This window comes from Xylanibacter ruminicola Ga6B6, from assembly GCF_000687715.1.
GTDB lineage: Bacteria > Bacteroidota > Bacteroidia > Bacteroidales > Bacteroidaceae > Prevotella > Prevotella ruminicola_B.
This window is the reverse complement of record NZ_JHXD01000040.1, coordinates 1-11,592: the sequence shown is the minus strand read 5'-3', so window position 1 is coordinate 11,592 and position 11,592 is coordinate 1. Positions and strand designations below refer to the sequence as shown.

Here is an 11,592-nt window from a genome sequence, read left to right as displayed (position 1 = left end):
AAGCCAGCCGCAAGATGAGGACTCCATTGAGGGTCGTCATAGACGATGACGTTGATAGGGTGCAGGTGTAAAGACGGTGACGTCAAAGCCGAGCACTACTAATTGCCCGAGATCTTTCGCTTCATGCTGATATTATCAGATGTAGTTGTTTCCAAGAGCAATCTTGAGCTACGTTTCTTGTGTGCAATTGTCAACCTTATACTAGATATTCTAGTTAAGCTAGAAGTTCTAGAACGAACTATTAGGTGGTTATTGCAGTGGGGTCCCACCTCTTCCCATTCCGAACAGAGAAGTTAAGCCCACCTGCGCCGATGGTACTGCAATGCAATGCGGGAGAGTAGGAAGCCGCCGTCTTTTTAAAACGCGAAAGCCCTGAGTTAGCAATAACCCAGGGCTTTTTCATTTTCTAATGTTTCATTTTTGCATTTTTACAGCGCTCCCATGCAGCTCGTTGCTCCTAGCGCAGTTATAATCGCTGTGGCAATGCTTGCAATCATCTGCATAATAAATTTCAGTGTTTCTTTCTTACTCATAACTTGTTGATTTTTAGGTTTTTACGTTGTTGAGAAGGGTGGAGCCGAAGCCCCAGCTACTAGTTCATGTCAGAGCCTCCGCTACCAGGGTGATTGCCGCCGCCGGTATTTCCGCCTGTGTTACCACCGTTCTGGTTACTGCCACCATTTTCGTTTTGGTTGGGGTTTTCGTTCTCAGGGTCCTCCACGTTGCCGCTGTCACCACTGGTCACGCGCTTCACCTCCTTACCATCGCGATCGTAGCAGGTAATCTGGATGGCAGTATTGGCCAGCTCATCCTTCAGATCCACTGCAGGGGTAAAGATGATTCGTCGACTGGTTACCAGACCGGTTTTCACCTCGTCGGCTGTTGCTACACTCTTGGCGCGGATGCCGAATCGCATGGTTCCCAAACCTGGCAGTGCTACCGAGTGTCCCTCTGTGGCCCATGCCTTAATCACTTCGCCAGCCGCATCCCAGCATGCCTGCATAATTCCCTTGCTCACTCCGCTGCGCATCGCAGCCTCCTTAATCACCTTCTCCTGACTGAGCGAGGTGTACAACTCAGGCATCATGATGTAACGATACGTTCCCTCATACTTGCCAATCTTCTGCAACTTTTCCTGTGCTTTAACTTTCAGTGCCATAATTTTAATATTTAGTTTTTGTTGTTTGATGTTTAATTTTTTGGTTGGTTGTTGTCTCATCGATTTTGACAATGCAAAGGTACAGCTTTTTTCTTGCTTCTGCAAATTTTAAGCCCCAAAACATCCTTATTTTAAGGCCCTTTTCTACACCCTCTTTTTTACGCTCACACGTGCGCGAATTTTCTCCCTCACGTGAAAGGCGAAAATGGCTCGTGAGAAACTCGAAAATTCAAAATTCAGAATTCAGTTTCTTTGTGAGCACATAGAAACTTGTAATACTAGTTTTTACTATATATATAATATATATATTATATATATAGTAATATTATTATGTAAATTTATTTTCTTGAATGGGTGAATGGCTGCGTAGAAAACTGAATTACTGAATTACTGAATTTTTTTGGTTGTTTCAGTTTTTTGTAATACCTTTGTGACTGCTTAAAAAACGAAGGAGGTGTTAGAACTCAGAAAGTAACCATATATTGATAAATAGGAAGACGATCAACCGCTAATAGCTAATCAAACCTACTCTGAAGGTTTCAGAGAACTATCACATTATACAATAATTATGAATATCAGAAACTATATTTTATGTATGAATGAAGCCTGTAAAGGTTATAATAATCATCGTGACTTTGAATTCGAGGGTAATATCTACTTGTTTGGTTACACATTTTTGTGTAATGTCGGTGCTTGTGTATCAGAAATGCGTAGCTATATCAGTACTTTTCCTGATAAAGCGCATACAGCATCGATGGGGATCGATATGAAACTGTTGTTGTGTAAGGGCAGGATGTTGAATTGCCATCGTTTGCTGAAGGATTTGGAACAACATGGCGAAAAGCAGCTGGACGAGTTCGGATTTAAATATGGTGGTCAGCCCATAACAACAGCTTTGATGCTCAGTAATCTTATCAGAGAGAATGTAAAACTATTAAAGTCGCTCCTGGATGACGTTTGCCATTTGCTGCTGAAAGCTGGCAATGACTTTTTTGAACGCTATTATCTAAACCAGAAAAAGCAGGTTGCGGTAGCGCCCTTAGAGGTGGAGTTCCATTATTGGAAACTGAATACTGTTGACGTGACACTGGACGTGCTGCGTGAGAAACAGGCGCTGGTTACAGCCGAAGTGCTGAAGAAGGGTATGCTGAAGTACGATTCGCGGCCCACCGCCCGTGAACTGAAAATGGTGCGACTTGATATCCTAACTGATCTGTTACCAAAAGGTTACCCTTTGCCTGATGATTTTGATTGTACTTGTGCCAAGTTTAAACGTATCAGTTCGTGGGACGGTTTGATACTGAATTTGAACTACAGTATGCTGGGTAAGTATCTGTTTATGAACGACAGCCATCTTACTGCCAGCGATGTTCAGCATCTGGTTCAACTCGATATCAAGTTGCAGCTGATTCACAACGAGATGATGGCGTTGATGTTTGAGAAAGCTCATGCCCCCGCGCCGCAACTGCCCCAGGGCGCCGATAAATATTGGCAGCGCCTGAAAGAAAAAGGGTTTGTAGATGCTAACTGCCAGCCGCTACCCGGTGTTACTCGCAAGCAAATGATGTATATAGCCGACTTGTTTTCGGAAAAGTTGGACATGACGAAGAGTAAGTGGAAGTATTTCGAGGAGTTGTGGCACATTAATAATCTGGCTCAGGAAAAGTGGCAATGCCAGCAAACAGGTACGCTACCCGAACGATACAAGGAAATCGACGCTGTTTTTGCCGATTAATGTAACTGACTGAAAATCAGTATCTGTTTCCCCTATATAGTCCCTATTATAGCCCCTATAATAGCCCCTATATAGGGGCTTTTTGTGTTTCTATCGCCGTACCTTTGCAACGTCGAAAGGAACAAACGCCAATCTCCCAAACTTCGACAGCGATCTTTGACTTACTGATACAACGACCCCTCAGGTAGGCCTGGGGAAAACAATAGAAAACATTTATTATTAACTTAAATACATTATTAATTATGAAAATTACTATTACATGCGAAGAGGATGTGATTACCGCATCCGAACAGATTATCGCTCGCAAACTGGCTTACGAAAACCGCTTTGTAAGCGACGACTGTTACACCGTGAAGCAGATAGCTGCTCCTTACCATCTGAAGCCTGGCGACTTAAACTCGTTTCTGTGCGATCGCCATGTGCAGCGCAAAGTAGGACGCAGTTATATGTTGGAACCTAAGTACCGCGGCAAGGGCTATACTGCCGACCGCCGCCGTTACTACTTTAACGCCGATGGCCAGCTGCATTATAAGGTAGAAATGCTGTGGACGGCCAAAGGTCGTGAGTTTGTTGAGAAAGAAATGCGTAAGTTGTGTAAATAAAAACAAGTATGAATGATGAAACAGAAAATTTGTAAACAAGTGGTGATGCACGATATCGCTGAGGGCGATCGCATTTACCAGCGTATGAAACAGGTGATGCTATCTGTCGAACCTAATATCGGTAGCACTGTATCTATGAATTATGCCCTCAGCAAGTTGATGGCCAACTATAAATTGATGATGAAACTACTTGACATCGAGGTAGAAGCGTACATCGGTGATATGATGGCTTTCTGGGAGTATCAGCTGCAGCACAACCTGAACAATGAGCAGCTTGATTTCGACGGGTTTGCTTATATGGTTGACCGAAACATGGAGGCCTTATGCAAACAGTAAGAAACCCTCAGGGCATACCTGTAAAAGTGTGTTGCGCCTCGTGTGCCTATCGCCAGTTGGTTGATACCCAGGCGCGCCGTCGCTGTATCATCCGCGAAGAGAAAGTGAAGCCCAATCAGCTGTGCTGTCTTTGGCAGATGAGTACGCCACTAAAGCTGGCCGGCATTGGTGCGGGTATGATTAAGCGTCGTGAGTATCTGCTTTATTACACCGAGCAGCGTGTTGAAGAACAACGCCGGCGTGATGCAGGCGAGGCGGTGCGTGCCCGTAAAACCGAGACCATCCGCAAGGAATTTGAGAGTAACAATTGTAGTATTTATTTTAATTTTTAGTTTTATGCAAGCAATGATTTTAAGAGTAGTAAAGAGTGGTATGATGACCACTGTGAAGAGTGACAAATCAGAGAATGGGGTACTTAATAAGCGTACGTTGGTGCTGCAGGAGTTGGGCGGACGGTACGAGAGTAGCTATGTGGTAACGGCTCTGGGTAGCCTGGCCACCATCGAGTTTGCCGAGGGACAGCTGGTAGTTGCCTCGCTGCGATTCACCACCCGCGAGTATAACGGACAGGTGTTTATGGATGTGATAGCAAACGAGATCCACAAGATTAATGATTAAACATGAAACATTAAAAAATAAACATCTATGAAAAAGCTAAACAGAACAGTAACTATTAGCGGCATGATGGCCGTAAGTAAGAACCAGTGCGGACAGGAGTATGTACAGTTTCTGCCCGATGAACCACAGGCCGGATTGGTGCCGCCATTTGCCGGTGCAGGCTACGGTCAGATGCTGAGTAACGGCTCGATGGATTTTGTAAAACGCAAGTCGCGTCCCCGTAAAAAGCCCGTGTTTAAGGTCGATTACGCCAGTCTTTCGTTTGGTGGAAACGATTATGACTACGTATATATCAAGGTGCCCAACTATTTGCGAGCCGACCTGCCCAAACTGCTTCGCCAGGATATCAATAAGATTGCAGCCTACCTGAAAAAGGAAGGATGGAGTAAATGATCTATCAGATTATAAAAAACGAACACAAGTATGCGCGATTGGTAAAAAAACGTGAAGAATTCGTGGCTTTGCGAAACTCGCGTGAAAACCTGGAAAACCTCTCTAAGGCACGTGCGGGCGATGAGAAAGCTAAAGCCAAGTTGGTGCAGTTTGCTTATAATCTGGGTATGCTATCAGGTTCGGCATTGGCAGGATGTAAAAGTATCGGCAGTTACTTTTTCCATGATATCGACTGTTACAATCAATCCGAATCGCAGGCTATGGCCCAACAAATCATGGCCAAAAAGGACGAGATTGGACTGATGATGCTTGAGCAGAGTGCAAGTGGTGGTTGGCACTTGGTGTGCAAGCGCATCCCTGGCACTACCATCCTCGAAAATCAGGTGCGCATAGCCAGCATTCTGCAACTGGAGATGGATACCAATACCCACGATCTGCAAAGGGTGGTATTCTCAACCAGCGGATTGCCCGACGACCTGCTGTATCTCGACGATGAACTGTTTACCGAACCCATGACCGAACAGGAGTGTGAGGCTGAATACGCCCGAATAAAAGCCCGTGAGCGCAACGGCGAAGAACAAGTGCCGCCCGAAGCCAAAAAATCCCGTAAACACTATAAGCCTTGGCTCGTATTCCCCTCCTCGTGTGAGGAGGGACAAGGGGTGGAGGAGATAAACTCTTCTACCGCTATAAAATCTTTCAAAGGTGTATCTTACTCCGATATTATCGCCGAATGGTGGCGGCAGAACGATGGATTGCCACAGGAAGGTGAGCGCAACGTAAAACTGTATCAGCTGGCCGTAAACCTGCGTGCTATCTGTGATAATAACCGCGATTTACTTTTACAAATAATGCCTCGTTTAGGTCTCGGTGACGACGAGGTGCGCAGTATCGTAGATTCGGCCTGTAAGGAGTCGCCCAAGGGCATCTCAAAAGCCATGAGTAAGGTATTGGATAGCCTGCAGCAAGAAGTAAAGCCGAATAGCGATTCCGATGATAGTACACCACCCGTTATGCCCGTCCGTCTGCCTAAACTTATTAATCTATTAACCAAGAATACCCCCAACCAATACAAAGCTGCGGTGGCCCATGCCGTGTTCCCGCCATTAGGCACCCATTTAAAAGAGGTGGAGTTTGAATATACCGATTACGTGCTGCACGAGGCCACGCTGATGAACTGTTTGATGGCGCATACGGGCGCAGGTAAAGGCTGTATCGATGAGCCCATCCGCCATATCATGGCCGACATCAAAGCCCGCGATGCCGAGAACACCCGCCGTGAGGCCGAGTGGAAGAAAGACTGTCAGAAGAAAGGCGCCAACAAGGATAAGCTGATGCGCCCAGCAGGACTGGTGATTCAGGAAATCGATCCCGATATGACCAAGCCCGCACTCGTTACCCGAATGGACGAAGCCGAAGGTCATTTTGTGTACGTAAAGCTGAACGAGATCGACCTGTTTGAGCAGTTGAAAGGACAGACGGGTAAGCAGCATTTCCAGCTGATGTGCTTAGCCTTCGACCCAGGTGCAGAGTTCGGTCAAACACGTATCGGCACCCAGAGCGTAACTGCGCGCCCCAAATGTAGATTCAACTGGAACGCCTGTACCACTATCCAGAAAGGTCGCCGTTTTTTCAGTCGCGTACTCACCGACGGTCCCATCAGCCGTATCAATTTCTGCACCATCCCCGAGATGGAGATTGGTGCCGAACAGCCCATCTATGGTAAGTACGACGCGGCTTTTGATGCTGAGCTCAAACCCTATATCGACAACCTGACGTCGGCTCATGGAGTAGTTGACTGTCCGCAGGCCTTCAAACTGGCCAAAAAGTTACAAGAGGAGTGTGCCGAGTTCGCCCGCCTGTCGCAGGACGAAACCTATTGGAACCTGTCGCATCGTGCCATAGTTATTGCCTGGTTAAAAGCCTGTGTGCTTTACGTAGCCAATGGCTGTCAGTGGGAAAAGTCGATCGAGGCGTTTATCCGCTGGAGCCTGCAGTACGATCTGTGGTGCAAGATGCAGTTTTTTGGTGCTGATATCGAGGCTGCTAATTCTTTAGGTGAGCGTATTGCCAATCGTGGGCCTCGTAATCTGCTTGAATTGTTGCCCGATGAGTTTACGCTTGATGATGCCCGACGTGTAAGGAAACAGCAAGGTAAGGACGAGCAGAAAACGATATTTATGATTCGAAACTGGATGAACAGAAATTATGTGATTCAGAATTCAGAATTCAGTTTCGAGAAGAGCTATAAATACAAAAGTAAAAATCAATAAGTAAAAAAGAACGAGGAACCAGCAGCACTGCTGATTCCTCGCGTTTTATTGGTTTTTATCCTATTCAGATTACTCTGCGTCGGTGATTACCTCGGGGATTACCCACCAGTTATCGGGCAGTGATTCGCGCTCTGTCTGCCAGTCGGTAACAATTGGGAATGCAATAATCATAGGTACTTCGCCCTGCTTGGGGAATGGAATCTCGATAATTACATTATCGCTTACACTGGTCTTTACCTTAACCGAGATGTTGTTGGTATTAGGATTCCAACCAGTTACAGGGAACTCAGCCAGTACCTTTTCACGGTCGATAGTGCCCTGGGTGTTGTACATGGTGCCAACTTTATAGCCGGCAGCTGCACCGTCGACACTCTTGGTCCACTCGGTGTTGCCAATCTTCAGGGTGAAGTCGAGTGTACCACCCATGGCGCGTACAATACACTTCTGCGAACCGTTGTTGTCAATCACATCGAATACGATATCGTTGAAATCGAAGTCGTCCTTCGACCCCAGATCCTCAACCATATAGCGCTTTGCATTGGGCAGTGGGTCGGCATTTTCAGCCAGACAGATCAGATTACTGTAATCGCCATCGCCTGTACAGTCGAAGCACCAGTAGGTACGACTGTTAACTTTAATCTCCTTGTAGGTCGCGATTTTGTGATTAGCCAACTGACCCTCAACCTCTGATCTATTGCTATTGTAGCTGTAGGCAGCCCAGAACACATTCTGGGCGGTTGTCAAGCTCTTGGTATTGACGATACAGCCTTTAGAGAATTTAACGCCCGTAAAGAAGTCGGCTACAGCATCAAGGTTGTAGCCCCAGTCATTCTCTTTGGCTTTGAGTCCTTCGGCAATATCGGTAATTTTGCCGTCATAATATACCGACAATCCAAATTTTAAAGCTTGGCCAGTGGTGTGTACTACGCTTGGAACCAGCCAAACCGAAAGATATGGGTTCCAGATTTTTACTTCGGCCGAAGCAATCTGATTCTTAATCTGGTCGCGGTCGTGCAATACATGTGTGTAAAAGAACGCGGGGTTGCCATACTCAGTACAAGTCATTGTTTCACCAGCACGGGTCTTGGCTGTGATAGATGTAGCGGCAAAGTCCCAGCTCTGGTTAGCGTCGGGCTGACCGTACTTGGCCACATAATTGGTTTTGTACTCAGTTTTCTGTTGTTCGGCGTAATTGGCCTGGTTCTGCTCAAATACGTCGGTCTTCATACAACTTGTCATCACAATACCGCCGGCAAGTAGCATCATGCCTTTCGAAAATGTTAGTTTTTTCATCATTAAAATTATTGTTATCTATGATTTGATAATTAATTTTTGCTGCAAAGATATAAAGAATTAATTAAATAGCAAATTTTTTTCTTAGAATATCTTTATTTTCTCACATTTTTCTGCCGACATTTTAAAATTTGAGAGGGATGAGCCTTGCGGCGCACCCCTCTCATTTAGTTAGTAAAGCGTATGTAGTATTATAAGTTATAGTTCTTAGTCATCGGGGATAACCCACCAATCCTCGGGCAGCGATTCTCGCTCCGACTGCCAGTCGCAGAAAGTTCTGAATGCAATAATCATTGGTACCTCGCCCTTCTTGGGGAATGGAATCTCGATAATCACATCATCGCTTACAGAGGTCTTTACCTTCACCGAGATGTTGTTAGAGCTGAAGTTCCATCCAGTCACAGGGAATTCGGCCAGTACCTTATCCCATACGATGGTGCCCTGAGTGTTGTACATAGTCTTGACGTTATAGCCGGCTGCCACACCCTCAACACTCTTGGTCCACTCGGTGTTACCAATCTTCAGGGTGAAGTCGAGCGTACCGCCCATGGCGCGGATAACACACTTCTGAGTACCGTCATTAGCCTGCTTAACATCAAATACGATATCGTTGAAGTCGAAGTCGTCCTTCGAACCCAGGTCTTCGACCAAATAACGCTTCTCGATAGGAAGTGGGTCGGCATCTATAACCATACAAATCAGGTTGCTGTAATCGCCATCGCCTGTGCAATCGAAACACCAGTAAGTGCGTCCGTTTAACTTAAGCTCCTTGTAGTATTCAATCTTAAAATTGGCCAATTGGCCATCAACTTCTGACTTTTTGCTGTTGTAATTATAGGCGACCCAATATACATTTTCGGCGGTGGTTAGACTCTTGGTATCGATATAACGGCCCGAATTGTGTGGCAGATTACTGGTTGAACCACTACCTTTGTCAGCCCAGGAGTTCTTGTTGAGCTTGATGCCGTCGAAAATATCAGTATGCTGATTGTTGTAGCATACAGCCAACTCAAAGTATTTATCGCCCCCTGCGACGCCATGTCCTAGGCTTGGGAATAGTTCAACTATCAGATATGGATTCCATGGCTTTACATCTGCTGATGCAACCATGTTCTTAATCTGGTCTCTGTCGTTCTTTACATGTTGGTTGAATTGTTGGGGGTATGCATTAATACGACTGCATGTCATCGTCTCGCCAGCGCGAGTCTTGGCTGTGGTTGAGAGGGCAGCAAAATCCCAACTCTGGTTGGCGTCGGGCTGACCGTACTTGGCCACATAGTTCGATTTGTACTCGGTTTTCTGCTGCTCGGCGTAATTGGCCTGGTTCTGCTCAAATACGTCGGTACCCTTGGTGCAACTTGCCATCATCAAGCCTGCAGTCAGCATCATCACGCTTTTGGTAAATCTGGATTTTTTCATAATCATTCGTTTTTTTGAGTAATATTAATAGTTTATTGGTGCAAATATACATAAAAATTGGTTTGATTTGTCGACAAGTACTGAATTATTAACTTTTATTAATTATTTTGCTTTTAAGGTGATGAGCCAAGGATTTGGCTTGTCGGTGGAACCGAAAAGGGTGGCTTTGTCACCGATGGCGCTGAAACGGCGCAGCTGCAAGTAGTCAGGATGGCCGTCGGCATCGGTGTCGTTGAAGGTGATAAGCGTGCACCAGCCAAGCTTGAGGTAGCCAGCGTTGGCATAGGTGAACGGAAGTTGTTGGCGCTGTGCGCCTTGAACGCTGTCACCTTGTACGGTGATGCTGTCGCCAGGGGCGAGAAGGTACATGCCTGAGTCGGACGAGTTGCCTCGTTCTTCGAGGGTGTGATTGTGTCCAAACAGTAGGACGATGTCGTGTTTTTGGGCGGCACGGCTAAGGGTATTGAACCAGCGTAGCCCGCCGGGGTTGTCATTACGAGAAGCGTGAATAGGCACGTGTGACATCACGATGATTGGGTCGTGACCGCTTAGGGTGTCAGCCCATGCCGCGAAGCGGGCGGAGGCCGATTCGGCTGAAATGCCGTAAGGGTCGGCTATGTCGATACCATTGTAGGCGCGCAAGCCGCCAGATGGTTGCTGTGGCATTTGCATGGTACTATCATTATTAGCAGGTGGAGGATTGCTGCCTGGAATGTTAGCACCTTGCTCATCGTAAAGAGCTACTGCAGCTCGTGTCAACGAGTCGGTGGCATAAGCCATTTGAGCGTAGCTGATACCATAGATATAATAGCCATCGCATCGATGGGGACCACTAAAGAAGGCTGAATAGTCATCGGTGCAGTTCCGGTCATGTGAGCCGTAAGTAAAGAATATCTCTGTCTTGTTAGGATCGAGTGATGAGAAAATCTCTGATCGGAGGTCGGCAAGTGTGAAGGCTGGTTGTCCTGTATCTCCTGCATCAGGACCACTGCCTACGTAGTCGCCTCCGAGCAGCACAACACTTGGAGTAACAATACCATTGCGGTTGGCAACCTTTTGAATAGCTGCTGCCAGATTGTTGCCATTGCCCGCCTCATGACGGTCGGACGCGACAAATAGCGAGGTAGTTTTACCTTCCCAAACAGGTGGATTGTCTTCCGTAGCACAAGCAGTTATCATCACGATACTGCAGATTGCCGTAATAGCAAGTAGTAAATCTTTCTTCATCTTTAGATTGTTTTATGGTGCAAAGATACAAAAAATATTGGATGAACCTCACGGTTTGGCCAATATTTCGTAATTTGAGAACTTATTTGAGGAAATCCTCGCGCATTGGGGTGAATGTGTCAATGAGTAGGCCGGCTTCTAGGCAGACGCATCCATGAGGCAGATTGGGAGCTACATAATAACCATCGCCTGCTTTGAGTATCTTCTTTTCGTCGCCGATAGTAACTTCGAAACATCCACTGGCCACGTATGTACTTTGGGTATGTGGATGTTGATGGATGGCCCCGACGAGCCCATCGGCATCCCCAGCGATCGCCCCGCCCGTTGGATAAGCGTGGCCCGCGCCATGGCCATCCAGGAAAACGGTACCGCCCAGATAGATGATTTCGCCATGCTAAAAGGCTTTGACCTTTGCCGCCAAGTAGACTAAAAATATCGAGAGGGATGAGCTTTGCGGCTCAACCCTCTCTTTGTTTTCGTTGGTATAGAGTTAGTAGAAGTAAAAGTTGTAGTTCCCAATTATTGGTAAAATCATCT

Annotated in this window: 12 protein-coding genes, 2 rRNA genes and 1 pseudogene; 9 read left to right on the top strand and 6 right to left on the bottom strand. The window is 46.4% G+C overall.

Going from position 1 to position 11,592, the window contains the following annotated elements; all coding sequences use genetic code 11:
* A 23S ribosomal RNA gene (locus T500_RS0114435) occupies positions 1 to 123 on the top strand; the annotation flags it as partial.
* 118 nt (positions 124 to 241) lie between these two features.
* Positions 242 to 354: ribosomal RNA gene (rrf, locus tag T500_RS0114430) — 5S ribosomal RNA — on the top strand.
* A 74-nt stretch (positions 355 to 428) separates the two neighbouring features.
* Here the strand turns inward: rrf and T500_RS17075 are convergent.
* Positions 429 to 533 carry a smalltalk protein gene (locus tag T500_RS17075; RefSeq protein ID WP_155267579.1) on the bottom strand — a complete coding sequence of 35 codons (105 nt, stop codon included), beginning with the start codon at positions 531 to 533 and terminating at the stop codon, positions 429 to 431.
* A gap of 59 nt (positions 534 to 592) precedes the next feature.
* Complete coding sequence (locus T500_RS0114425; RefSeq protein ID WP_028908691.1) at positions 593 to 1,159, bottom strand: DNA-binding protein; 567 nt, start codon at positions 1,157 to 1,159, stop codon at positions 593 to 595.
* 766 nt (positions 1,160 to 1,925) lie between these two features.
* Here T500_RS0114425 and T500_RS0114420 point away from each other — a divergent pair.
* From T500_RS0114420 to T500_RS0114390, 7 genes are all read left to right on the top strand, one after another.
* Positions 1,926 to 2,894, top strand: coding sequence for a hypothetical protein (locus T500_RS0114420; protein WP_155267578.1), 969 nt, complete (start codon positions 1,926 to 1,928; stop codon positions 2,892 to 2,894).
* A 242-nt stretch (positions 2,895 to 3,136) separates the two neighbouring features.
* The gene (locus T500_RS0114415) at positions 3,137 to 3,496 is read left to right on the top strand and encodes a phage antirepressor KilAC domain-containing protein (protein ID WP_028908689.1); all 360 of its coding nucleotides are present in this window, start codon (positions 3,137 to 3,139) and stop codon (positions 3,494 to 3,496) included.
* A 15-nt stretch (positions 3,497 to 3,511) separates the two neighbouring features.
* The gene (locus T500_RS0114410; RefSeq protein WP_196243528.1) at positions 3,512 to 3,832 is read left to right on the top strand and encodes a hypothetical protein; all 321 of its coding nucleotides are present in this window, start codon (positions 3,512 to 3,514) and stop codon (positions 3,830 to 3,832) included.
* Entirely contained in the window at positions 3,820 to 4,164 is a 345-nt protein-coding gene (locus tag T500_RS0114405) for a hypothetical protein (RefSeq protein WP_028908687.1), read from the top strand. The genes T500_RS0114410 and T500_RS0114405 overlap by 13 nt, the downstream gene beginning before the upstream one ends.
* Positions 4,165 to 4,177: 13 nt before the next feature.
* Positions 4,178 to 4,450 carry a DUF3127 domain-containing protein gene (locus T500_RS0114400; protein WP_230580924.1) on the top strand — a complete coding sequence of 91 codons (273 nt, stop codon included), beginning with the start codon at positions 4,178 to 4,180 and terminating at the stop codon, positions 4,448 to 4,450.
* 27 nt (positions 4,451 to 4,477) lie between these two features.
* A complete protein-coding gene (locus T500_RS0114395; protein ID WP_080694924.1) occupies positions 4,478 to 4,843 on the top strand; it encodes a hypothetical protein in 366 nt (121 codons plus the stop codon).
* Entirely contained in the window at positions 4,840 to 7,116 is a 2,277-nt protein-coding gene (locus tag T500_RS0114390) for a hypothetical protein (RefSeq protein ID WP_080694923.1), read from the top strand. The genes T500_RS0114395 and T500_RS0114390 overlap by 4 nt, the downstream gene beginning before the upstream one ends.
* Before the next feature lie 69 nt (positions 7,117 to 7,185).
* Here the strand turns inward: T500_RS0114390 and T500_RS0114385 are convergent, their stop codons facing one another.
* The 4 genes and pseudogenes from T500_RS0114385 to T500_RS16750 form a co-directional block, all read right to left on the bottom strand.
* On the bottom strand, positions 7,186 to 8,409 hold the full coding sequence (locus T500_RS0114385; protein WP_196243527.1) for a hypothetical protein: 1,224 nt from the start codon (positions 8,407 to 8,409) through the stop codon (positions 7,186 to 7,188).
* A 207-nt stretch (positions 8,410 to 8,616) separates the two neighbouring features.
* On the bottom strand, positions 8,617 to 9,828 hold the full coding sequence (locus T500_RS0114380; protein WP_155267575.1) for a hypothetical protein: 1,212 nt from the start codon (positions 9,826 to 9,828) through the stop codon (positions 8,617 to 8,619).
* Between the two features lie 102 nt (positions 9,829 to 9,930).
* Positions 9,931 to 11,007: a metallophosphoesterase gene (locus T500_RS0114375; protein ID WP_230580925.1), complete on the bottom strand. Its 1,077-nt coding sequence runs from the start codon at positions 11,005 to 11,007 to the stop codon at positions 9,931 to 9,933.
* 130 nt (positions 11,008 to 11,137) lie between these two features.
* Positions 11,138 to 11,350, bottom strand: a pseudogene (locus T500_RS16750) (cupin domain-containing protein); the annotation flags it as partial.
* Between the last annotated feature and the right edge of the window lie 242 nt (positions 11,351 to 11,592).